The 25,100-nt window shown below is 67.0% G+C and carries 11 protein-coding genes; 2 read left to right on the forward strand and 9 right to left on the reverse strand.

Going from position 1 to position 25,100, the window contains the following annotated elements:
* Window positions 1-52: 52 nt before the first annotated feature.
* Window positions 53-1,288, forward strand: coding sequence for a helix-turn-helix domain-containing protein (locus ACIPWA_RS15105; protein ID WP_400291323.1), 1,236 nt, complete (start codon window positions 53-55; stop codon window positions 1,286-1,288).
* 64 nt (window positions 1,289-1,352) lie between these two features.
* Here the strand turns inward: ACIPWA_RS15105 and ACIPWA_RS15110 are convergent, their stop codons facing one another.
* The 6 genes from ACIPWA_RS15110 to ACIPWA_RS15135 form a co-directional block, all read right to left on the reverse strand.
* Window positions 1,353-2,006 carry an 8-oxoguanine DNA glycosylase OGG fold protein gene (locus ACIPWA_RS15110; RefSeq protein ID WP_400291325.1) on the reverse strand — a complete coding sequence of 218 codons (654 nt, stop codon included), beginning with the start codon at window positions 2,004-2,006 and terminating at the stop codon, window positions 1,353-1,355.
* Between the two features lie 47 nt (window positions 2,007-2,053).
* On the reverse strand, window positions 2,054-6,949 hold the full coding sequence (locus ACIPWA_RS15115) for a class I SAM-dependent DNA methyltransferase (protein ID WP_400291327.1): 4,896 nt from the start codon (window positions 6,947-6,949) through the stop codon (window positions 2,054-2,056).
* On the reverse strand, window positions 6,949-9,903 hold the full coding sequence (locus ACIPWA_RS15120; RefSeq protein ID WP_400291330.1) for a helicase-related protein: 2,955 nt from the start codon (window positions 9,901-9,903) through the stop codon (window positions 6,949-6,951). The genes ACIPWA_RS15115 and ACIPWA_RS15120 overlap by 1 nt, the downstream gene beginning before the upstream one ends.
* 113 nt (window positions 9,904-10,016) lie before the next feature.
* Entirely contained in the window at window positions 10,017-10,256 is a 240-nt protein-coding gene (locus ACIPWA_RS15125) for a hypothetical protein (protein ID WP_400291332.1), read from the reverse strand.
* A 19-nt stretch (window positions 10,257-10,275) separates the two neighbouring features.
* Window positions 10,276-15,501: a DEAD/DEAH box helicase gene (locus ACIPWA_RS15130; protein WP_400291334.1), complete on the reverse strand. Its 5,226-nt coding sequence runs from the start codon at window positions 15,499-15,501 to the stop codon at window positions 10,276-10,278.
* A gap of 12 nt (window positions 15,502-15,513) precedes the next feature.
* Entirely contained in the window at window positions 15,514-18,528 is a 3,015-nt protein-coding gene (locus ACIPWA_RS15135; RefSeq protein WP_400291336.1) for a hypothetical protein, read from the reverse strand.
* A gap of 219 nt (window positions 18,529-18,747) precedes the next feature.
* Here ACIPWA_RS15135 and ACIPWA_RS15140 point away from each other — a divergent pair, with 219 nt between their 5' ends.
* Window positions 18,748-20,613 (forward strand): DUF262 domain-containing protein, encoded by a 1,866-nt coding sequence (locus tag ACIPWA_RS15140; protein WP_400291338.1) that lies wholly within the window; start codon window positions 18,748-18,750, stop codon window positions 20,611-20,613.
* On the opposite strand, the gene ACIPWA_RS15145 is transcribed toward ACIPWA_RS15140, so the two are convergent.
* Genes ACIPWA_RS15145 through ACIPWA_RS15155 form a run of 3 tightly spaced genes read right to left on the reverse strand, consistent with a single transcriptional unit; the run spans window position 20,565 to window position 25,054 of the window.
* Window positions 20,565-21,050: a very short patch repair endonuclease gene (locus ACIPWA_RS15145; RefSeq protein WP_400291340.1), complete on the reverse strand. Its 486-nt coding sequence runs from the start codon at window positions 21,048-21,050 to the stop codon at window positions 20,565-20,567. The two genes, ACIPWA_RS15140 and ACIPWA_RS15145, sit on opposite strands and share 49 nt — an antisense overlap.
* Window positions 21,051-21,059: 9 nt before the next feature.
* On the reverse strand, window positions 21,060-22,601 hold the full coding sequence (gene dcm, locus ACIPWA_RS15150) for a DNA (cytosine-5-)-methyltransferase (RefSeq protein ID WP_400291342.1): 1,542 nt from the start codon (window positions 22,599-22,601) through the stop codon (window positions 21,060-21,062).
* A 50-nt stretch (window positions 22,602-22,651) separates the two neighbouring features.
* Complete coding sequence (locus ACIPWA_RS15155; RefSeq protein WP_400291344.1) at window positions 22,652-25,054, reverse strand: UvrD-helicase domain-containing protein; 2,403 nt, start codon at window positions 25,052-25,054, stop codon at window positions 22,652-22,654.
* Window positions 25,055-25,100 lie beyond the last annotated feature (46 nt).

Here is a 25,100-nt window from a genome sequence, read left to right on the forward strand (position 1 = left end):
CCAATCGAAACTTAGCAACACTAAGTCTCACTAAGGCTGTTATGGTTGGCGGATGGACTACACGGCAGTAGCTTTGGGGCGCGCCATCAGACGCTTGCGCGAGGAGCACGAGCCGCCGATGACACAGCAGGAACTCGGCGAACGCGCCGACTATCGTGGCGGCGCAGGCGTCTCGATCTCACGGATCGAGTCAGGGACCACCCGACCGAGGCCCGACAAGCTCGCAGCCATCGCACTCGCACTCGGACTCACCCCGCGCCAGCTCGAGGTCGCTGCGTCCCGGGAGGCGCGGGCCGAGACTTTGCGCGGCGGCAACACGGCGGCTCCCCAGAAGGCCACGCGCAAGCGCGACCTCAACGAGCGCCTCAAGAGGGTTCAGGAGCGGACCAAGCTTCGTACGGACGCCGTGGCTGTGCTCGGTGCCGCATTCAACGAAGCCCACGACTCGGCTCGCGACCGGTTCTTCCTGAGGCTAGTGGAGATCGGGCAGAGCATTGAAGGGGTCCCTCTCCCAGAACTGCCTCCGGAAACCGGGGTCGTTTCAGGCGCCCATGACGATCGAGCACACCAGGCCTCTCGGACTACTAATGCGCTGTCCAACAAGATCACGGCCGCCCTACTCGGCGGAGCGGGCGGCGCGGCCCTCGGCGGCGCGACAGGTGCCGCCGCGGCCTATGCCACCTTCTCGGCAGCAGCCGTCTTCGGGACCGCCTCGACGGGCGCCGCCATCTCAGGGCTCTCCGGTATTGCCGCGACGAACGCCACGCTAGCTCTTCTCGGCGGTGGCGCACTCGCCGCGGGCGGTGGAGGCATTGCCGCAGGCACACTGCTCCTCACGGGGATCGTCGCGGCACCTGTGGCGGTACTAGCGGCAGGCGGCTTGTACTTCGCCTCCAGGCGGCGCACCAAGGCCGAGGAGGAGAGGCTGACCGCCCAGGTGGAGGACGCCGAGGCTCAGCTAGACACGTCCCAGGCAGGGTTCGATCTTCTTGTGGACACGCTCGAGAAGGCGACAAGCATCCTCGACTACGTCGCCGTGCACGCTGCGCACGCGCTAACAAAATGGAACTCCCGGCTCGGACCTCGCCCTCTGGACTGGGAGTCGCTCAACCCCTCACAGCAGCAGTCTTACCGGGAGTTCATCGACATTGCCGCTTGCGAGCTCGTGGTCGACAGCATCGACGCCACGAGGTTCATTACGGTCGTGCCGGACCACCTAGAGAAGCTCGCTGTCGACGTCGCAGGAATTCTCCGTCACGCCGACAGCACCGTCCGAGCACTGGTCTGACCAGGAGTGGCACCAAGGATCGAGCAAGTGCGGATCACCAGCGCGCTCACCCTTGTCGGGGACGTCAGAGGGTCTTGCCATAGCTGAAGTAGGCGTACTCGATCTCGTCGCGCCGCACCGGGCGCCCCAGCTCGGCGGCGGCAAGGACTGCCTGTCTGGTCGCGATGTCTAACCACTCGGGATACCGGGTAGGAGCCCAACCGTAGGTGGGTTCGGACCAACCGAACAGGTGGTTCAGCGCCTTGACGACGAAGCGGTCCATGATGAGCGCCCCGTCCTCACAACCAACCCGCGAGGTGTCGGCAATGTAGAGAAACTTGGTGAAGAACGCTGGACCCAGGTGCTTGATCGCGGCGCTGCCACCACGGTTCATCTCGCTGTACGCGACCGCGGGCCCATCCGTGCGGAGGGCACGGACAGCTGCCTCAAGCTGCTTCTGCAAGTCAGCGGGGATGGTGTCTCGGAAGGTGCGGGCTCGACGGCCAACGAGGAACCCCATCCGGCCGGTGCCCCAGACGTAGCCGCCGAGCAGAGCACGCGACTGCCAGCCATCCGTCCCGTCGGCGGTCGAGAGCATCTCGCCCCGCGTGATGCGGCGGTACGCACGACCGCCAGGATCCTCCGGGAGCTCGTCGAGCCAACCCGACACGGTTGCATCCTTGACACGGCTCGTCCACCATGTCGATCGGAACTGGAACCCTTGGTCGAGCAAGGGCATCGACCCTGGGAGCCGCTCGAGGATGTCCGCTCCCCCTCTGAACGAGCTCATCTGCTCTCCCGCGCGGCGAGGCGGCGTTCGAACTCCGCGTACGCGATCCGCATGTCCTGCTCCCGGTCGAGGGTCTCGAACGGGAGCTCGTAGACATACTGGACCCCGCTGCCCGGGTGGGTCGCGGTGAGTTCGTCGTGCGAGTAGCGGCCCTCGTTGCCGCCCTTCTTGCGCCAGAGGGTCAGGACGCTGTTAGGCACGATGCGGCCGTTGACGTCGAAGTGGTCGCGGTTGCGGTCGTAGCCGTAGAGCACCGGGAACTGCGTGCGGTAGATGGTGCAGAGCTCGTCCGCCGTGAGACCCAGGGACAGAGCGACCAGCGCATCGATCTCCAGGAGCGCCTGACGGCGGTCCTCCGCACGACGCAGCGGCGTCTCGGGAGTCCAGACCGGCCCGACGCCGCCGAGGTCCACGAATCCGGAACGCTCGGGCAGCCCGGTCCAGGAGTCATCAGTGAACGCGGGGTCGAAGCAGTCGGCCCAGAGGTCGGCGTAGGCGTCGGTCACGCAGTTGAGGCGGAGCGTGCGGAGCACCAGCTCGTCTACGTTCGGGCCTTCGACAATGGGAAGCCGCTCAAGTTGCGGTGCACGGATGTGCTTCTTGGGTACCACCCGAGTCGTCGCATCGAGTACCACCGAGGACGTGAACCCGGCGAGCGTGACAAGTTCGCGGCTGCCCTTGTGGGGCAGCCCTGCGCTGAAATCGCCGTCGACATGCGCCGCGCCCGGTGGGATGAGCGCAGGTATCAGGGTGCGCTCTCCCGTCGGCGCAGCCATCGTCCGCCAGGCGAGGCGGTAGAAGCCTCGGGCCGAGACCGTTTCCGTGCGGATACGGGTGCCGTCGGCGTCGGTGCGGTGCTCGACGGCGCGCACGTACTTCGGGTCGACGGTGGGCACGTCGTCGAAGGCGGAACCGTCCGGCGCCTCGCGCACCTCGCGCGTCCAGTGCGTGTACGCCGCGCCGTACGCCGCGCGGCTCCCCCGTGGCTTGTACGACGTCGCGGGGATGGTGTCGGGTGCGAGCTCCTCCAGATCGACGGCAGACCAGTCGAGGTTGTGGAGCATCGTCGAGTTGGGCGTCTTGAACGCGGGATTCGCGACGTGCAGGTGCGGGCCCTGCAAGATGACTTCGTCCCACGACTCTACGGGACCCCACTCCTTGGCGAAGAAGCCGTTCTTGAAGTCAGTCGTCTCGTTCCAACCTTGGGAGAACTGCAGCCCGAGGGGTCCGATGCGCGGCGCGGCGGCGATCTTGTCGAGCACGGCGGCCGTCGACCTGTTTACGGCATAGACCATCCGGCTTTGCTGAACGGGTACGCCGTCGCTTTCGAGCACTGCATGCCAGGTGCGCAACACTGAATCGTCGACAGCAATCTTGCGACCTCCGTGTGGGCGAAGATCCCAGTTGCCATCTGGGTCCTTGAGCCCAGGCTCCGCGCCGGAACTGTCGTGTACCAATGACCGCAACACGGTGTCAGGGTGATAGAGCGATGCGGCCTGCATGAACCTCGGCGAGCGCGTAGACCCATAGACATGGACGCCGAAACTCACGTGGTGATCAATCTCGAAGAGCACCAACTCGTTGATGAACTGCCAGTGCCGTCGCAGCCGCTCGTATGTCGCCGCGCGCAGCGACCCCGCCTTCTCGTCGGTGAAGTGCGTCTCCGGGTGGATCAGCCCGATCGATCCCACCGCTGACCCGTGCCGCCACGTCTGCTCCATGAAGCAGCGGTAGAGGTCTGGCCGCAGTCCGTCGAGGTGCGGGTAGTCCGCGGTACTCGACACCGCCTCACGCGTCGCGATGGTCGACGTGAGAGTGTCGAGGTAGAAGTCCTTCGCCTCGGGGTTCGCGAACGTCCGCTCCCGGAGTTCGAGCGCCCGTGCTCTGGCGAGCTTCCCCTCCAGCGCGAACCCGATCTCGTACTCGGCAAGTGCCGATGCCTCATCGAAGTCCGGCCGCACCCACGGCGGGTTTCCCACCTGGAGGTCGAACCCTCCCCGCCCCGCGAACACCGGCGCGAAGTCGAGCTCCCAGTGGAAGAACCCCTGCTGAGCGGCGACCTTCTCGCAGACGCTGAGCCACGGGTGCGCCTCAATCACCTTCGCGGGGTCGAGCGCCTGCGCGAAGCCCAGGTCGAGCTCCTCGGCGGTGTTGAGCTCGTCCCAGTCGGCCACGTCGGAGAACGTCTGGTCGCCGCCGCGCCAGCGCTTGCCGGTGCCGGTGCTCGTTGCCGAGACGGTCACGCCGACGAGCTTCTGCAGCGCGTCGATCCACTCGCCGAGCGACGGCGGGTCGATCCGGACGCGACGGGGCACCCCGTCGTCCGACATCTCGACGCGCGTGGTCAGCTCGTCCGTGAGCGGCCAGAACCACAGCGCGCACCACGCGTCCATGATGCGGCGCAGGCGCTGGTACGCCCCGCGCGCGTCGGCGAGGCTCGCCTCGATCTGCTCGCGCGTCACCGCCCCGCCGGTCGGCAGATCGTCAGCGCCCCAGACGTCGACCTGCCGGCGGATCTCGGACTCCGCGATCGTGAGCCGCCGCAAGGCGATGTCCCAGAGCTGCTCGACGCGCAGCGCGATGTCGTCGAGCGCCTTGGCCTGCGCGGCGGTCGGGCGCACGAGCACGCTCTTGCGCCACGCCTTGAGCCGCGCGAGCGCGTCGGGCGCGAGCTCCTTGGCCTCCTTCGCCTCGACGGCAGACCCCCACCCCTCGGCAGGCAGCAGGAAGTGGTGGACCCCGCCGTCCACCCCGGCAGCCTCGGAGCCGGGTGCCCCGGGAAGCAGCGACACGTCCCGCGGGATCGCCTTGAGCCAGTCCTTCTTGACCACCTGGTCGCGGCGGAACACCGCGCGGCGGGCGCCGATCAGCGAGTTCCCGGCCCGCAGGTGCAGCCCGAACCACGGCGCGCTCAGGCCCTCGCCCATGGTGTCGAGCCACAGGGAGATCTCCGCGAGCTCGACGGCCGTCGCGTTGAGGTCCACGCCGTACACGTTGTGCAGCGCGATGTACGCCTTGACCTTCTGCAGCTCGCGCGCGTAGGAGTCGGGGTCGATCCGCTGACCCAGCTCCTCCTGACGGCGCTTGAGGTATGCAGCGCCGAGCTGGCGCACGGCCTCGATCGCGAACGCCCCCGACCCGAGCGCCGGCTCGCAGACGGTGAGGTTCAGGATCTCGCGGGCTGACATCTTGCGGGGGACCTCGCGGCCCTCCCACTCGACCGAGCCCTCCTTGACCTCGTCCGGCCCGATGAGCTCGACCAAGGCCTGGCCCACGGTGAAGCGGGTCAGCACCTCGGGCGTGTAGTAGGACGCCGACTGCTGGCGCTCACGACCCGCGAGCCGGAAGACGAACGTCCCGCGCTCGTGCAGGACCGGCTTCGACTCTCCGGTCACAGGGTCAGTCGCCTTGACGAAGTCCTTCGCCTGGATCCCGTCCGCGCGACGCGTGGGGACGACCCATGACCCCTTCTCGCTGTTGCCGTCCTTGGCGACCTCGTACAGGTCCTCCTCCGCGAAGAAGCCCGTGTAACTCATGAGGCCCTCGTAGACCGCGCCCAGCTGGTTGATCCCCAGCTCCGCGTAGGAGATGAAGCCGCGGTCCTTGCCCTTGACCTCCTTGCTCAGGAGCAGGTGCTGGAGCACGCGCTGCAGCTCGGTATTCCCCAGTCCGACCTCGTCGATGAACGCGGTCGCCTCGGGCTTGAAAAGGTCCGCCTTGAGCGACCGGAAGGTCAGCCCCGGTACCTCCGCGCCGTCGCGACAGGTCTCGCCGCCGTCGTGCCCCTGGTCGACGCGGTGGAACAGCACCGCGAGGGACGCGTGGAGGTGCGTCCCGTGCTGGGCCCGGGGGCTCTCGATCGCCACGAGCGTGAGCTCGCGCAGCCGATCGAGGCTGTAGCCCTTCTCGTACGCCTGCTCGCCCGTCGGCAGGACACCGAGCTCGGGCGACGCCTCGGCGTACAGCAGGAACAGGATGCGGTAGAGGAAACGCAGCGACTGCTTCGCGAGCGGCTGCGCCTGCTCCGCGGGGAGCGGCTCGAGCCCCTGGGCAGCACGCCGGCGCACCACCTCGTTCGCGATGATCTCGATCGAGAGCCGCACACCCTCGCGCAGGTCCTTCGAGACGCCCACGGTGTGCTTGACCGACTCGTCGAGCACGCCGTGCCACCAGAGGTTGCCCTCGGCGTCGGGCGCGAGCGACTCGGCGCTCAGGCAGGCCAGCGCACGGTCGATCTCGCCACCACGCTTGTCCTCGGCGCGCTCGCACACGAGCTGGAGGTCGACCGCGAGGTAGCGCCCCTCGGCCCACCGCTCCTTCTCGGCGACCAACGCCGTGCCACCGGCCAGGACCAACGCGAAGTCGGGGGCGTCAGCTGCGACGAACAGGTGCGAGAGCAGCCGGGCGACCGAGACGATCTGGGTCTTGTCGTCGACCTCGTACGGCGTGAGCAGCGTCTTGTCGGCCTCGCGCGGGTGCAGCGCGTCGCCCCTGGCCAGCAGCACCTCGGCGTCTTTGACCGCGACAGCCTCGATGATCGCCAACGGCGCGTCTGCGGTCAGCCCGGTCGCACCGATGCGGACCACGGGCCCCGAATGCTGCGCCGTGAGCCCCATCCCGGTGAAGCCCAGGATCTCGCGCAGACGCTCGTAGAGCGCGGGCAGGTCGTCACTGCGACCGCCCTCCTCCCCGAAGCCCGCGAAGGTCGAGAGGAGCTCCCGGCGGGCGTCGGCGAAGCGCGAGCGGACCGTCCCGTTGCCTTCCGCCTTCTCGGCGTCCCAGGCCTTGCGGCGGTCGAGCACGCGCGCATGGAAGGACTGCTTGCCCTCGGTCGCGAAGTAGTGCTCGCTGATCCAGTCCTCGCCGACGACGATCGCGTCGCTCACGGCCATCAGAGTGCTCCGTCCAGCAGCGGCTCGGCCGACTGCGCGTGTGCCGGCTCGTCGCCGACGATGTCCGTCATGTCTGTGCCCGCCGGGACGACCACCACGAGGGGCCGGACCAGGGTCCGGTCCGGGAGCATCGACTGCGCGAGCTCCGACTCCTCGTTCACGTCCTCACGGCGCCGTTCGAGGTCCTGCCGCTGGACGAGCACGTCGGCCTCCATGCGCCACTTCTTCGAGCGTTCCAACCACCGCTTGACCCTGCTCTCGGTCTCGGCGCGGATCGCGGCGATCTGCTGCTCAAGGGGCGCGGTGGCGGCGCCGACTGCCGCAGCCACGAACGGCTGGAGCCGTTCGGCCCCCACCAGAGCACCCGTGTTCACCATGGCCAGGCGGAGGGACTCGACGGCGTCCTGGCCGCTCTCCCTCACCTGCACGAGGGCGAAGCGCGCGTTGGCCACGTCCGGGAAGACCACGTGCAGGTACGACGTCGCGACGACCTGACCGCGCTTGTTCGTGAGCGTCGCCTGCAGCAGGACCGTCAGTTCCTCGACGTCTCCTCGCACCGCGAACACCTCGTCGCGGCCGAGCTTCGCGAGCGCACGGTCCGCGGCCCAGTCCACGATGGGGTGCAGCGGAGCGAGGTAGTGCGCCTCGGGCCACGTCGAGGTGGACTCAGCGTTCTTCGCCTGCTCGATCTCGCGCTTGCCGCGCGCGGTGCTCGTCGCGAGCCGGAGCGTCTCGGTGACCCGGCGAGCGGCCAGGTACGACTGCGGCAGCACCTCGAGCCGCTGGCGCAGGTCCCGCGGCGGCTCGATGCTCACGATCTGCTGCTGCGGGAACGACTTCCAGGACACTCCACCCTTCACGACGGGCAACCCTGGGGTCTCGAACGCCTCGAGGAGAGCGTCCTCCAGGAAGCTCAGCTCGTCGTCGTACACGCCTGAACCGCCGCTCGCGGAAGGGGACGTGGACGCCTGGGGCGACGCTCCGTCGTCGGGCACCGCGCTCTCGCTACCCAGACTCATGAGGCGGGCCAGGAAGCCCGCCGGGCCGGCGCTCGCCGCGACCTCCTCGACCGTGCTCACGACGTCCTCGAGCTGCTTGCGCCCCCGGATGACGTCGCGGATCGCGTCCTCCTCGGCGACGACGTCGTACGTGCCCATGAGGGACGCGGTGTCGCCCAGCGCCTTGTGCGCCTCGTGCTCGCGCGCGACCAGCTTGGTCAGGACGTGGAAGTCACCACCGAAGCGCCCCTCGGGGCTGAGCAGGAGCGTCGTGATCTGCGGCGGGTGCTTCTGCCCGTACCGGTCGATACGACCGTTGCGCTGCTCGATCCGGATCAGGCTCCACGGGATGTCGAAGTGCACCAGGTGGTGGCACTGGCTGTGCAGGTTCACGCCTTCCGAGGCGACATCCCCCGTGACCAGCACGCGGATCGGCGACGAGGCGAGCTTGAACGAGTCGACGATGTCCTGCTGCTCGGTGTCGCTCAGACCGCCGTGCAGGACCCCGACCTGCTCCTTGCTGAGGCGCAGGTCCTTCATGAGGCGCTGCTGGAGCCAGTCCAGCGTCGCGACGCGCTCCGCGAAGACGACCGCGCGCATCCCGCTCGCCGGGCCCACCTTAATCTTCCGCAGGTGCGCGAGCAGAGCGTCGTACTTGCCAGACGGGGCTCTCAGCGCCAGCTCGGCCAGGTCTTGCAGGGTCTCGAGCGCCGCGCGCTCCGTGGCCGCTGCCGGGCCGTCGCCCAACCGCTTGAGACGCTCACGAACGCTCGCCGCGAGCGCCGCCGGGGACGACAGGAACGCCTTGGCCAGCGTCCACGGGAAGAGGCTCGCCGTCTTGCCCGAGTACGGGCTGACCCCGCCCTCAGGCCACAGCCACGTCTGCGCGAGCTCGCGTGCGATCTCGTTCTCGACCGGCGAGGCCGCGACCTCCTGGTTGTCCGGTTCCAGACGCTCCGCCCAGGCCGCACCCACGACGCTCGCGACGTCCGGGTGGTGTCTGTGCCGGCGGATGATGAGCCGCTGCACCTCGTCTTCGACCAACGTGCCGTCCGGCTTGACCGCGCTCGGCTCGAGCATGCGTACCAGCTCCGCGAACGACTCCGCCTTGCCGTTGTGCGGCGTCGCCGACGCGAGGATCAGGGCGTCGGTGCGCGCAGCGAGCAGCGTCGCGAGGCGGTTGTTCTGCGACGACGTGTTGGTCACGTTGTGCGACTCGTCGATCACGACCGCGTCCCACCGCTGCTTGCGCAGGTGCGCGACGTACTTGTCACTCTTCAAGGTGTCGATCGAGATGATGACCCGCTTGAAGTAGGTGAACGGGTTGCGGTTCGCCGGCAGCTTCTGACGGATGCGCTGGATGCCCGTGCTGTCCAGTCGCACGAACGGGAGCGCGAAACGCGTCCACAGCTCGAACTGCATCTGCTCCAGGACGTGCTTGGGCGTCACGACGAGGATGCGCTCGCCCCTCCCCCGCCGGACCAGCTCCGAGAGGATCATGCCGATCTCCAGGGTCTTACCCAGACCGACCGCGTCCGCCAGCAGGATGCGAGGACGCAGGTTGTCCGGGTCCAACGCCTTGCGGACCGCTGCGAACTGGTACTCCAAGGGGTCTGCCAGGGCACGGTGTGCGGTCGTGAGACTCGGGTCCGCGATCGGCACCGGCGTCTTGCGGAGCATCGCCTCCAGCCACAGGCGCGTCCGCCGGTTGCCCTTGGACTCGTCACCCTTGACCCGGGTAGCTGCCGGGTCGGCCTGATGGACCGTGTCCAGGGCGGTGCTGAAGGTGGCCTCGGTGTCCCGGACCAGCTCGGACAACCCGACGACGTGGACGAAGAACCCGTCCGCCGCCGGCTCGACCCCCGTCACCAGCCAGTCCTCGTCCCTGACGACGACCACAGAACCCGGGGCTGCATTGAAGGTGGAGTCGGTCCTCGCGGACACGGTGGTGCTCATGGTGCGGTGGTGCCCCTTAGACGGCGGGAGGGAGGACGAAAGGGTCCAGGCGGATCGTACCTGGCGGGGTGGTGGCGGAGGGCGGGGTAGCGGCCCCGAGGCCGGAGCAGACGTCAGGAGATGCTGGGGAATGCCGACCGCAGGATCGCGACCAGCTCGGCTGCCCTGGTCTCGTCCAGCTGGATCGACTGACTGATCGTCCCCACATCCTTGCGTTGAGGTGACCCGTAGGTGTCGAGCTGCAGCACACGCTCGCCGTCCCGGCTGGAGATGCGCCAGGTGCACTCCGACTCAGAGTGCGGTCGGGCCCCTTGGAGCGGGGAGAGCGGCGAGAGCGAGACGAGGAACGCCATGACGGGCCCTTCGGTGGGTTCAGGAGACGAGGTAGGTAAAGACACGGTCTGGGCGCGCCCGCAGGGTGCGGGCATCGGTCCACCGCACGGTGCGGCCCTCCGCCCGCAGGAACTCGTCGACGACCTTCTGCTGGTCGTTGAAGTACGACGAGTCCGCTGACCAGAGCGGGTGCCCGACAGGCACGGCAACCCTGCCTGCCGAAAGAACGACGATGCCGCCTGTCTCGTCCACCGAGAGTCCATCGACAGCCTCGCCGAATGCCCGTACGAACTGACCCGCTGACTGATGGGTGACGTCTGCCCACCTGTCAGCGGGCACCGCTCGACCGAGCGCCAGGTCGGTGACGTCAAGGGCGAGGCGCCAGTCGAGCGCTCCGTGGAGGTGACGGTTGTCCCACGAGCGCAGGCAGTCGGGGCACGAGGAGTCGCACTCGCTGTGCGCCCGTCCCGCCCATGCCTGACCGACTTCGTCGGCCAGCCGCTCGAGCACGTCGCCCAGGCGACCGCCACCCAGCTCCACGGCATACCCTGCGCCGTTCTCCAGGGTGTCCGCGACGTAGACAGCGGCCGTGCGGACACCACCGACAGTCCGAGGCTGGATCCCCACGACCAGCTCGGAGGGATCGATGTCCAGCTCGGCCTGGCACCCGCGTCGGAGTGCCTCAGCGAACGAGAGCATCGCCGCCTGCCCGGCGGCTGCGATCGACCGGTCGGTGGGCACGACACCGGTGATGAGCTCAGCGTCGCGGACGAGCATCAGCGTCGCATCAGTCACCCTCACCTCGCCGATCGCCGCTTCGTCCCGCTTGGCCATCGACCCAGGATCGGTGCCGACCACGGGGACGATCACCGACTTGTCGGAATGGGAGTACATCGGGAACAAGCGCCCGTTGTTGTCGTTGATCGTCAGCAGCTTTGCCTGCTCAAGACCCCAGACGTCGAGTGCCCCGTACCGCCCGTCGGGCTCGCCCGGGTCGAGCCACGCGAGCACCGGACGGGACGCGGTCGCGGCGTCGCGGTCTTCGATCGCCCCGTCCTTGCGATCAGGGTGCGTGCGGAAACCGTCCGGCTGATAGACCTTGATCTCGCGAACGGGCCCAGCGCAGACCGGGCACGTCTGCCAGCGGTCGGCCACCGTCGACGCGCCGCACATGGTGCACCGGACGAGCGACAAGGACGAGCGGAGCGGGTCCACGCCGTAGGGCTTGTTGCCCGCTCCACGCCTCCAGGCCGAGAACCCGTTGACGGTGTAGGTCCAACCGTCGCGAACGATCTGAGCCCCAGGGGCGAACAGCGAGACCGCCTGGCCCAACGGGCGGTCACTGATCTCGTTGGCCGTCGACTTTCCGTCGACCTCGGTCCGGTAGAGATAGCGCACTCTGGTCGGGAAGCCGAACATCGGCAACGTGCCCGCGTTGGCGAGACGTTCACTCAAGGAGCGCTGCGTGTGCACCTCCGACTCCGCCGCCTCATCGACCTCGAGCACGAGATCACTGCGTACCCACATCCCGATCTCGTCGACCTCGTCTTCCGACAACCCCGTGAGGCGGCTCAGCCGCTGCACGACCAAGCCCACCTCGGAGCTCGCGACGAGCCACGCCTCGACCCCCGGTCTGTACTTCGGCCACTCGTCGAAGTCACCGAAGGCTCCGTGGACGTTGTCTCCCCGTGGCGCTGGCGGGTCCGCGAGGGTGGCGAACGCGCGGCGCAGCACCTCGGCGGCTACCACTCGCCGGAGGATCCTCGCGCGGCCCATGTCCAGGAACGGCTGCGGCGGACTGTCCCCGGTGATCCTGTGGGAGTTCGCGAAGTAGTAGTCGTCGTGCGACCGGTCACGGCACAGGGTGGCCGCGAACGAGAAGGCCTGCCCTGAACGTCCCGCTCGTCCGACTCTCTGCTGATAGTTGAATCGCTGAGGGGGCATGTTCCCCATGACCGTCGACCGGAGCGAGCCGATGTCGACGCCGACCTCCATCGTCGTCGTCACGCTCAGGACGTCCAGGGGCGTCGCACGCCGGTTCTCCTGAGGCTCCGGTCGAAGCGCACCTCGGAAGACACGCTGACGACGACGCTGCTCCTCGGGCGGTCGCGTCTGCCCCGTCAGCTCGGCGACCGCGAGCCGCTGGGGCGCCTGCCCGGAGAGCCAGGCGTAGTAGTCGGCTTCTCCCAGAAGATCGCGCTCGACGTCCGCCAGCTCGCCAGAACATCCGGACCTGGTGCACGTACCAGCCGACTCATGGAGGTGGCGTCGGCCACAGAGGTCGCACACCCAGACCGTGTCCCCCGCCGGAAGGACATCCAGGGGAAGGTCGAACTTGTCGAGGTGCACAGTGCCGTGATCCATGAGTGACGCGAGGCGGGCCTCGACCGTCCCGAGGAGCACCTGCTCGTCGAGGCTCGCTCGCGCGGCAGCACGCGTGACGTAGTCGACCACAGCCTTCACCTGCGACTGAGACTGAGACGCGCGGTCCTGTGGCATCCAGCGGTCTGCCGCGAGCATGATCCTGAGCGACGACCGAACGATCTCTGCCAGCGTCGGATCGTCGTCGACTGCGACCGAGCGCGGGAGCAAGGACGCTACCAACGTCTCCTCAGAGTCCCTGTCGGAGGATCCGAGCAAGACCTGTCCCATCGATGCCACGAGGCCATCGCGAGACATCTTCTTCAAGCCTTGACGTTTCGTGACGTCCGCGATCGGGACCCACTCCCCCGCGACCGGTGGCTCGAAAGCCTTGAACCAAGGCGTGCCGTCGTCGAGGGTGAGCAACGATGCTCGTGGGCCGCCAGGTGGGACACCGATCTCGACGAATCGCTGGCTGACGTGATCCACGAGATTGGACCAGGGCCTGGTGGTGCCGGCACTCCATGTCTGCTCGAACTCGTCGATCAGCCGATGGTGCGCGGGCCCCGCCATGCCCAAGCTATCCAGCATGTACGCCTGGTTGAGCGCGAAGTAGTCCTTCGTCAGCTGGCCGTATCTCGCCAGGTCCGCCCCGCTGAGCTCGCCCCGAACCCCTGCCCTCATCAGGCGGGGAAGGTCCTCCGCGGGAGATGCAAGAGCCTGCTGGACGAGCTGGCGCAACAGGTCCGCGTAGTGGTTCATCGACAGGCCGACTGCCATGCGGGCTGCGTCGTCCCGTGAGTCGGTGAAGACGATCGTCCTGCTCGAGTCGCGGTCGTCGCCTAGCTCGCGAAAGATCTCCGAGACCAGAAGCTGGGCCGCTTGGGTGGCGCCTTGGGTGTTGGCGCGGATCGCGGAAGCAACACGGCCGGAGTCGAACTCTCTCTGCCGACGTGAGTGTCCACACCGAGGGCAGTGCGATGGCAGAGCCGGCGGGTGCCAGGACTTGTCCGGCCCCGCCCACGTCATGACGGTCCCCGTCGGGGTCTCAGAGTCCAGGTCGAGGTATCCGCTGCGGGGATCGAGGTGAGCGCTGGCGAACGTGAACTTCCAGGGTTTCTTGCCGGGACCCGTGTGCTGCCAGGTCACACCGATACCGTCCCGTCGCGGGAGATACCACCGATACTCGCTCGTGCTTCGTTCGTAGACGAACTTGGTGCGCTCAGCGTCGACCTCCGACGGGTCAACTCCGAGGAACGCCTCCTCCGGCCCGTTCGGTTGTGCGAGGACGTGCCCGCCGAGGCTCGCATCACCACAGTTGCCGCAGTAGAGCAGCTCGAGCACACGTCCCCCGCAGGCGCACTGCCGCACGGGCCGGGCGAACAGCCGCCCGACGCCGGGAACCTCTCGAGCGCTCTCAGCAGGAATCTCAGTGCACCCCGGGTCGGAGCATGCCCACATCCCGCGCATCGTCCTCATGAAATAGTGCGCGCGAAAAGGGATGGGTTCCGGCGACGGCGTTTCCCCGATGAGCGACAACGCCTTGGTCACCTGCTCCTCGGTCCCGTCAGGCCCGAACGCCCGCGCGGCGATGTCCCCGAGTGCCGTCGCCCTCGTCTGCCCGCTCGCGTCCCGGCAGGCCTCGGCAATGATCGCGTCCAGCGGCTCCTCAGTCACTCCTGCGAGCGCTCGGTCCGCATCGACAGGCAGGGCGACGTCCACTGTCCGTGCGCTTCCGGAGATCTGCGCGAACGAGTCTCGGGGAACTCCGAAGAAGCGCTCGAGATACTCCCCGGAGTCCGAGTCGAGCGAGGCGCTCGTGCCGATCACCCTCAGCTGCGCGGAGTCTGGCGCGAGGCCGAGACGCAGCAGAAGGTTGCGGAGGATCAGCGCGACCTCAGAGCCTTGGGTTCCCCGATAGAGGTGCAGCTCGTCGACCACGAGAGTGAAGACGTTGGCTGGGTCCTTGTCGAGCCAGGCCTTCGTCTTCTCGAAGATCGGCTGCTCCATCTCGCGCATGAGCATGATGTTGAGCATCGAGTAGTTGGTCACGAGGATGTCAGGAGGCGTCGAGACCATGTCCCAACGGGTGAGGAGCTCGACCCTCCGAGGGTCTGAGAGGAAGTCCACGATGTCAGGGCTGCCCGTCGTCAGCGAGTCGTACTCGGTGACAAGCTCCCGCATCGCCTCTGCGACGGACGCGACGACCGGGCTCTTGCTCGTCAGAGGAGGCATCCTGGTCCCACCCAGAGCCGCGGACGTGTATCGCCCGAACCAGAGCCTCGGTCCACCAGCGTCATGGATGCGCCGCGCCGTGCGCCGGAGCCTGGACATCTGATCCTCGACGAGCGCGTTCGTCGGATAGAGGACGAGGGTCCGTACTGCAGCGTCGCGGTTCTCCTGACGCACAGGTCGCCAACGCAGTGGGTTGCTGTCCCACCAGGGCTGAGCAGCACCTGTGACCGCGGGCCACTCACGTGACTCGAGCAGAAGTCGCGCAAGGACTGGCAAGAGGAAGGACTCGGTCTTTCCAGAACCCGTCCCCGACGTGACGACCGGGTTGGTGACGCCGCTCGCCCGCATCGCGACGCTGAGTGCTTCGGCCTGGTGCCCCCGGAGCTTGAGCCCACCGGCGGACGCACCGAAGAGCCCCTCTACGAGCCAGGCAGCCTCGTGCGGTTCGAGGCCGACAGCGGTACAGGCCTCGACCGCATCGACGACGCCGTCGTACGGCAGCACCGGCTCCAGCAACGGGCTCGGCACGAGCGGGACCTCACCGGAAAGGAGCCGTCGGCGTTCCTGGCGCAGGGATCCGTCACGGAGATAGAAGGCGGTGTCGATGTACCGAAGAAGCGTCTCCTCGATACGAGACCCCACGGTGACCGGGTTCGGCTGCGATGCCACGTGTCGGGCCCTTCAGTTGGTGAGCAGGTAGGTGATGCGACCGACGACCTCAGGAGAGACGTCGCCGTAGACGAGATAGCCACGTCGCTTCTGGGGTGCCCGACCGGAGTCGAGGACGACGGCTCGTTGGTACAGACCGGGCAGGTTCGCTCCGAGCGGTACCGCAAGATCCCGGCTCTGAGGCGAGTATGCGCTCAGCGTCCTGCCGACCGTCATCGCCGTCGCCGCATGCTTGACGAGGTAGACATCCCCCAACGCCGCGGTGTCGTCGGCGAGGTCAGCCTCCGTCCGGAGGTAGTAGGTGGTGCTGTACCGCCCGACCCGGTAGGCCCCCGGGCCTTCCATGCCGACGACATCGACCCACGAAGCACGCGTCGGGTCGAACCACTGGGCCTCTGCGTGCGCGCCTGCCCTGCGACGGGGAAGGCGTGCGACGACCTCGCTGAGTCGTGGGAGCGCCCCGGCGAGCGCCAGCCCAGCACGCCCAGGCAGGATGACCTCACCGATGTCCAGCCACTCGAGGAGCTCAGCGCTGCCCGCCGACGTCCCCCAGAGAGTCGGGCCCGATTCCATCGGGACCGGATCCACGCGGTGACCGTGCTCTTCAGCCGCCCCTTCGAGCCCCGCGATGAGCTCATGGCTCCAGTACCCCGTCAAGACACGCTGACCGCCCGCATCGACGATCGTCGTCGGACAGACCTCCCAACCCTCAGGTGCCAGGGTCTCGGGTGACCGCCGGATCTCGATGTGGCCGAGCGCCTCCAGCGTACTGATGAACTCCGTGATGAAGACCCGACTGGGATCAATCTGCCGGGCGATGCGTTCCAGGGTTGAGATCGGCCCCCCACCGGCATAGCGCAAGGCGTCGAGGGCGATATCCCAGTGATCGTCGACTGTGAGGTCGTCGTGCAGGACGGAAGGCAGCACTGCGACGTCGACGCGAGGCACCTCGGCCCGGGCCCGGTTGCGTTCGTGCTTCTTCTTGTTGCGCCAGAAGCTCGAGGAGTATCGCTTCTGGAGGTTGCAGTCACGGCACGTCCCCATGCTCGACGGCGCGAGCGGCCGTCCCTGCCTGTCAACGGGTACGTATTCAACGTCGAAGTGGTGACTGCCAGTGTAGAAGCACGACTCGAGATCGGGTCGAGCCAGCCTGATCGATCGCGTTCGTTCTTGATCGGTCGCGGCGCGCCACCACGGTCTGGAGTCAGGCAGGGTCGACTCGAGCCCGGGATTCGTCGCTCCCTCCTCCAGCAGCACACCCTGGACCAGTGGCCCGGCAGCATCCTCAGGCCCGGCGCCGACGGCGGAGAGCGCGTCACCCAGTCCGTGAGCGATGGACGGTGCCCTGCTCCAGAGGATCTCGTCGGGGGTGTCGGACGATCTGAGCGAGAAAACCTTCCGGCTACGGATCACTTCCCCGATCGAGAGCTCGACCGCATACTCACCGTCCTCGAGGTCGAGGCCGTCCAACGCCTGGACGACCGACCCGGTGCCGTCGTCGGGCCACTCCTCCAGCTCTTGCGGTTCAGCGGCTTCCCCTACTGGACCGAGGTCGAACAGCTTGACGGTGAACGGCTCGTCCGAGTCCGTGACTGCCCGCAGCTCGGGCGGGCTCATCACGTGCCACCTGTTGCGCAGGTGGCCAGGGAGCGAGAATCCTCCAGCGAGCTTCAGCTGGCTGCTGGTCAGCGGGATGAGTGCCCGAAGGTCCGTCTTCAGGTTCTCTTCCTTGAGCGGACGCGAGAACACCTCGATGTCTCGGACGAGGGTCCAGCCTTCCGGCACTCCATCGAGCGAGCCCTCCTCGGTCCATCCTGGGCGAGCTACCTCGTTCAGGACGGCCGAGGCCTCCTCCTTGATCCGGTCCGCCACGAGGACGATCACGTCATCGCCCATGAGGACCTGCTTCACCTCAACCCAGGAAGCCGTCAGATCGTCCCGCTTGAAGACCACGAGACCGCGCGGGTAACGGGTCACGGTTCCTGCCAGCTCGTCCTCGATGGTCAGGACGCCTTCCAGAAGGCTCTCGGCGTCAACGAGCCCCGGCTCCGCGAACCCCATCACCCCCAGAGACCGGGCTTCGAGGCGAACTCTCTCGTCCTGCTCACCCCTCAGGACGACCTCCCGAACGAGAGTCGGCTCGGGAAGGAAGAACTGAGGAACCACCCGGAGACTGCGCCGAGGGAACGACTTCAGGCTGAGAGTCAGCTGGGCCCGGCCCCGATTCTCCCCGATCGTGTCGTCGGAGTCCTCGACACCGTTCCACTCGCTCAGCAGCGTCGCCGCCACCTCGGCGACCCGGTCTTGAAGAGACTCCTTGCGCCACAGCTTCACAAGGTGCTGGCTCGCCGGGCTCGGAGTCTGGTCGATCCACGACCCCAGCAGAGGAACGAGCTCCGACGGAGGCAGGTCGGAGCGCGGTGAGAGGTCGAAGTGGGCGAAGAAGCGCTCGAGCCGGCGCCGATCTGCCTCGCGGACCAGGGCCTGAGAGACCGCCAACCCGACGTAGCGCAGGCCGACGGAGTAGGCGGTCGGCAGCCCCCGCTCACCGCCTACGGTTGTGAGCCAGAGATTCAGCCCGCCCCAGAACGGCTCGGCGTCACGTCGATAGGCGTGGCCCAGCTTCTCTGTTGTCCCGCCCAACAGCTCAGACAGGCGGCCGTAGTAGTTGCTGGCCGACATCCCGTCACCGCTAGCCATCCGTTCTGCGGCAAGACTGAAGACCGCAAGGAGGGCGATCAGTGGATACGTACCCTCCCTGGTCCCCGTTCTCCAGTCAGAGAGTCTCGCCCGATGCTCGCGGAACCCGTTTGCGCTCTCGAGGTCAACAGTGCTGGCGACGGCCCGTGCCAGGGCATCCACGACTGCGTCTTCAGTGACACCGGCTCGCTCCCCGATCACAGTCAAGGTCTCAGGTTCGAGATCGATATAGACAGGCGCCGGCGTCTCCTGAGGAGGAAAGAGCACCTCCGCCAAGATGGCGTTCCATCGGTCGTGCTCGCGCCACACGTCGTCGTCCGGCTTCATCGCTGCTCCCTGTGTCCCCGGTCCACCCCCGAAACTCGTGGACAACCTGCACATTAGCCTCAGTAATTGGTCCAGGACAGGTTCGAGTGGGCGAAATCGGGTGGCGCCGCCTGCCTCGACCCTCAACTGTGGCCGATGGACTCGATCGTCCGAGGCTAGGATCGCGCCCGGGGGGTCGCGCTCGGGTCGATCTCGCCGTCAGCATGAGGGAGAACAGCCGTGCACTACCGCAGCGCCATCATCGATGTGGAAGACCGTATCGATCTCGAGCAGGCCATCGCAGTGGGCCTCGCATCCCTCTCGGCCTCGACGGATGCCCCCGCCGAAGTCGACCTGATCGCCGAGTTCGAGGGCTCGGACGTGAGGTTTGAGCAAGGGCTCTGGCTCGATCGCGTCATCCAGGTCCAGGAGTGGCTCCGCCTCTCTCGTCCGCTCGAGCCCCTGGCGGCCAGCGCAGCCCTCGCGTCGCAGCTCTTCAGCGACCTGAGCGTCGACAACCCGTCCGAGGCCTTCGTCGTCGCTGGAGACGAGGTGGCCCTCACTGATCTCGGTCTCGACCTTCTCCGCGACCGGGTCGACCGCGCGGTCTTTCTCCGTGACGCATTCCTCGACGCACTCGAGTCCGGGAACCGGACGTCCGCGACCTCGGCATGGATCGCCGCATGGGACGAGACCGTCGACGAGACCGTGTCAGGTCCGATCATGGCCAAGGCCGGCATCTGGTCGATCCATGACTTCGCGTCCCGCGCCAAGTCTCGCCGTCTTGACCTGAGCCCGTCCTACCAACGCGGAGATGTCTGGCCGACCCGAGACGCCCAGCTTCTCATCGAGTCGATCCTGCGTGGCATCCCGCTGCCCTCGGTCATCATCTTGCGGCCCAAGACGGTCGGGGAGGCCCCCTACGAGGTGGTCGACGGCAAGCAGCGCCTCACATCTATCCTCCGGTTCATCGGCGCCCACCCGACCGCGATAGCGAACGTCGAGCGCGCAGGACGCGAGCACCCTGGTTTCGAGCTGACTTCCTTGTTCCGCACCGACTACCCCAGGTTCCGCACCGCCTGGAAGGACGCGACGGGCGAGACCCTGACCAGCACCAGAGAACGTGAGCTGTACTTTCCGTACAAGCTCGGGAGCGCGTCGGCCGGGCTCACAGGAGAGCTCTCCGGGCTGGCAGGCAAGTACTACCACTCGATCCAGGACGACATCGTCAGGGTCGGCGGAGAACGCGTCCAGGTCCGGGACATCTTCGAGTCGACGACCGACTACAAGGTCCCCGTCATCGAGTACACCGAAGCCTCACCCCGCCAGATCCACGAGGTCTTCAGCCTGTACAACAAGCAGGGGAAGCACCTCAACGCCGAGGAGATCCGTAACGCCGTCTACCACGAGCTCGACCTCATGCGGGCGCTCGCGGCAGCTGCTGGGGACGGGCCGCCTCTGGAGATCGCGGCGCCGTTCCTGCTCCCCGACCGGTCGATCATCGAGAAGATCAGCGATGCCCTCGTGGACTACGGCGTCAGCGACGCGCGGTACCGACGGACGAAGATCCTGTCCTGGCTGTTCTCGATGATCTTCGTCGAGTCGGTCAACGAGGACGACGAGCCTCGGCGGCTCTCGACTGCTCAGCAGATCAACTACCTGCTCGACCGTGCGCAGACTCCTGGCGACCCCATGCGTGACCGAGCACGGGTCACCGATGCCCTTTCCCTCATCTCGAAGGCGATGCAGGCACACCTGGCGGCCGACGCCTGGGCCGACACCTTCAAGGACGGAAAGAACGGAGACCGGTGGCAGGACCTCCAGCTCGTCGCCAGCCTCCTGGGGGTCACCCTGGCCACTGCTGCGCTCGGCGAGCAGGTCGGCGAGCGCATCGCTTCGGTGGCCCCTGATCTCCGACGCCTGACGAGCGAGGTCTGGATCCGACCGAAGAAGACGCAGACGTCGATCCAGTGGGAGTACATCGCACAGGTTGCCATCGGGATCGTCCGGACGCTCGGCGTCAGCCCGGACGAGGTCGACGGCATCATCCGGGACGGCTACGTCTTCTCCTCCGTCCGGGCGCTCGGTCTCGTCGCCGAAGCCTGAGACGCGCCGACTGCCGCGCGCACCCGATCCGCGGCCTCTTGGGTTGGTTCGTGCTCCCACACGCGGACCACGAACCAACCCAGCTCTGCGAGCACACGATCCGTGTCGGCGTCGCGCGCGCGGTTCGCAGCGAGCTTGGCCGCCCACCACTCGCTGTTCGCGCGGGGCCGCGTTCCATGCTCCGGACAGCCGTGCCAGAAGCAGCCGTCGACGAACACGGCCAGCCGGATCCTGGTAAAGGCGATATCGATCGTCCGGCGACGTTGGCCCGGAACCGGGTATGCGACCCGGTACCGCAGCCCAGCCGCGTGGAGCGCCTTCCGCAAGGCCACCTCAGGGGCCGTGTCACGTCGACGCGCAACGCTCATGCGACGTGACACGGCCACCGACGAGCTGCCGGGGTGCCCGGGGACGCTCTGCGGCTGAGGCGGCTTCATACGAGACGCTCAGGCGGCGTCAGCCGCAGTCCGGACGGGATCGGCCGGTGCCGGCCCGAGATCGAGTGCGGGCTGATCGTGCTGTTGCGTCCGACCGGCGATCGACTGCTGGCAGGCCCTCACGAGGGGCTCGAGCTCAGGGCGAAGCCCCTGCTTCTCGAAGTGTTCCATGAAGCGAGCCAGCGCAAACTGCACCGCGCCGACATGCACAGCGTTTCCGAGCTGCTTGTAAGAGGCCGCGTCCCCCCTGCGGGCCTGGTCCATAGCAGTCGACACGACTGCAGGAAATCCTTGGAGCCGGGCCGCTTCAACTGGTGTCAGCCTACGCATCTCCGGCCCGTAGATCGGCGTCTGGTTGATCGCGACGAGCGCCGGCGCGTACGTCGCCTTCTTGACGCGGATACCTGAGGGACGCATCTGGATCAGGCACTCCGAGAGACTCATCGCATCCTGAGCCTGCCACTCGAACTTCTGACGACTCGGCTTGAAGTCGCAGATGGCGTCCGCAGCCGAGTCCGCTTCCTTCTTGTACCTCTCGAAGAACTCGATGTTCTTTCGCAGGAAGTCGTGCTTCCATTCCTGGCCCTTCTCATCAGCCTCACGACTCTGCTGCCTGACCCAGACGGACTCACGCGCGCGGAACCAGATCGGGTGGCCGGGCAGACGACGCACCCCGTCATCCTCCGTCAGTGCACGATTCGCCACCACGTCGCGCACGAACGCGTCCCACGTCTCGATGATCCCGAGGTCGGGCTCCTTGAGCTTGTATCGATCAAAGTTGGCGACGTGACCTTCAGGCAGGATCACCGATTTGACCGGCTCATCGCGGTAGAGGCCGAGTTCCGTCTCCCCGATCCGCCACCGACTCGGGTTCCAACCGCGATAGTCGAAGCCTGCGAAAGGCTCAACCGGCTGGACGTCCCCCCCGTTCGAGTACCCGAGCATGTCTCGGCGGATGGCCATGATGAAGATGCGTTCACGGACCTGAGGTGTCCCCCCTTCATCCGGATCGATCCTGTGGGGAGAAATAATCGTCGGCGCGCGGGAGATCACGTACCCGAACGACTCGAGCGATTCGACGATCGTCTTGAAGGTCGTATCCCGGTGCTTGGGCCCGGCCAGATTTCGAACGTTCTCCAGGAAGACGATCTTGGGCTCCTTGGCACGGACGATACGAAGGATGTTGTAGAAGAGCGTCCCCCTGGTCTCGTCGAGCACCCCCTTCTGATGACCCGACTTGCTGAACGCCTGGCAGGGAAATCCTGCAGCAAGAATGTCATGCTTCGGGAATTCCGGGAGATCCTTCTTCGGCTTTCCCATGTCCACCTCGGCCATGACGGGAACATCGTCGTTGATATCCTTCGCGAACGGGTACTTCCACCCATGCTCAGCCAGGTCGGGTTCGATCCACGCCTTCGAGTAGACCGCCCGAGCGTCGTCGTCGATCTCCGCAGCATAGACGCACTTCCCCCCGAGGCTGTCGAATGCTGCGTGAAAGCCCCCCACCCCCGCGAAGAGATCAACAAAAGTGAAGGCGTGCCCTGAACTCATCGTTCTCCTACTGTGGCTGGATCGACATCATGCGCCCCTGACGGGACAGCTTAGCTCGGAACCCGGTTGGGCGCGTCCACATCGAGCATCTCGATCGCCCTCCCCAAGATCGCTCTGACGAGTGACGGGGCCACTGTCTCCTCCAGCCTCTCGAGGACTTCACGCGCCTCTCGTTCGACGGCGAGCCGCTGGCGCGCGGTCAGGTCGTGTGCTTTCTCTGGGCTGGACGACCACCGAGGCATCGATGTGACGCTCTGCCCACCAGACCGGGTCAAGGCGCTGCCATCCTCACGAGTCTCCTGTTCCCCTGATGAGGACCGACGCGGACTTCCCTCGCTCGACGTCCCCGTCGCGCTCTGCGCAGACCGGACACCCCCCTCACCGCCCAGCTGGCGGGGGAGTCGGCCCGCCGCGTAGACCAGATCGAGGAACTTCGTCGTACGCGTGAGGGCGACGTAGAGCATCCGAAGGCCTTCGGGGCCGGCATCGATGATCTGCTGCGGATCGACCACGACGACAGCATCGAACTCGAGCCCTTTCGATGCGACGGGACTGACGAGGTTGATCGCCGCTCCCAGTCCGCCCTTGTCGGCGTCCTGCCAGCTGATGCCGTGGGCCTTGAAGGACTCTTCCATGTCAGCCCGGGCGCTGTCGGGACAGATCACTCCGACGAACCGTCCTAGGCGACTGTGCTCAGACACCACCTCGACCACCCTTGTCGGAAGGTCATCCTCTTCGGCCACCTCGGTGAACACCGGACCGGGTTCGACGTCCCTCACCACCCTCGGCGCGGTGAGTCCCGGCGCAGCCTCCGGCAGCAGGCACGCGGCCAGGTCCATGACAGATCGCGGGACCCGGTACCCCAGCGCCAGCTGTTCGATCTGTTTCGGCAGTGACGTCTTGACCTGGTCGAGGAGGTCTTCCCAGCCGTCACGGGCCCAGTGCCCCGTCGACTGAGCGATGTCACCGACGAAGGTGAGCGCCCCGCCACGAGACCGCCGGTTGATTGCCCGAACCTGCATCGGAGAGAGATCTTGCGCCTCGTCGATGACGATGTGCGCATACCGGCGAGGCGCTTCCCCCATCTGGGCCGCCACCTCGTCGAGGAGGCAGAGATCTTCCTTCGACCACGCCTGGTCGGCCACCCGGCTCCCTGTCGAGCGTTGGAGAAGTGTGACCTCGTCGGCCAAGAGCTCACCTCCGGCGGCCGTCAAGAGCCGCTGTACCGATCCGAACAGGCCGCGCAGGAAGGCGTGGGGTGACTGCGACGGCCAGACCTTGCTCACTACGGAATCGATCTCGCTGCCGTCGAGGCGCATCGCGACGTCTCCGCGTCGGGCGATCCCGTCGTCGCGGAGTCGTTGCGCCGCACGGTTGGCGACGAAGTTCTTGAGCGCCTCTCGAAATCCGGTCCGCCCCAGTGCATACGGCTGCCCCTTTTGCGTACCTACCAGCTGACGCACGATGTCCGGCGAGACGGGAAGCCGCCAAGGCGCCCCAGCAACCGTGAAGAGCGAATCCTCCAGAGGTGGCCGTACCCGGTCGGCCAGAGCACGAGCGACGACGTCGACCATGCGAAGATCCCCCTTGAGGCGAGCGACCTCCGCGGTCTCCTTCGTGCTCGGAACCATGGAGCTATCGAGCATCCCGACCAGATCGGTCACCAGCACGCTGTCGTCTCCGAGCTCCGGCATGATCCTTGAGATGTATCGCGCAAAGGTCATGTTCGGACCCACGACCATCACGTCCTCCGGACCGATGCTCTCGTTCCTGTAGAGGATCACGGAGAGACGATGCAGCGCGACCGCCGTCTTCCCGGTCCCGGGCCCACCTTGAATGACCAGGGTGCGGTCTGGGTCTGATCCGATGAGGGCGCTCTGAGCCGCCTGGATGGTCTCGACGATGTGCCGCATCTCGGGCTCGCGCGAGCTGTCCAAGACGTCCTGCAGCATCGCGTCAGCCTCGATCACCGCGAGCTCCGGATCATCTAGCGCGGCGACCCGCGACGCCAGCTCCTCAAGGACCGTGTCGTCGATGGTCTCGATCGTGTTCGTCGCTACGCACGAGAAGCGGCGAAGTCGTACGACGCCCCGCGGATCGTCGAACGTCGCATCCCGCATCTCGGAGATCGACGGGGCCTTCCACGAGTACACATAGCACTCACCCTCGGCCCGGACCAGTCCGTTCCCCACGTAGTAGTGGTCCCCCTGGCCGGTGTCGATCCGCAGGAATGCCGCAGCATCGGAGGGCTTGCCGAGAGTGTCGTCCTTCTCGGCGTTGGCTCGCAGCCGAGCGCGAGCCTTCACGTCCGCAGCCGCACCGAACCCGCCCAGCCGAGCCTGGCGCTTGCTCTCCCTCAGCTCGTAGACCTCGTCAAAGTAGGCCTGCTCGTCCGACAGCACAGCGTCGAACGTCGGCGACTTGAGCATCTGCACTCCCTCGAAGAGCCTCACTCGGTCACGGAGGCGCTCCCGGAAGGGTAGAGGCTCGTACCAACAT

Origin of the sequence: Oerskovia enterophila (genome assembly GCF_044748475.1) — a bacterium.
GTDB classification, from domain to species: Bacteria; Actinomycetota; Actinomycetes; order Actinomycetales; family Cellulomonadaceae; genus Oerskovia; species Oerskovia enterophila.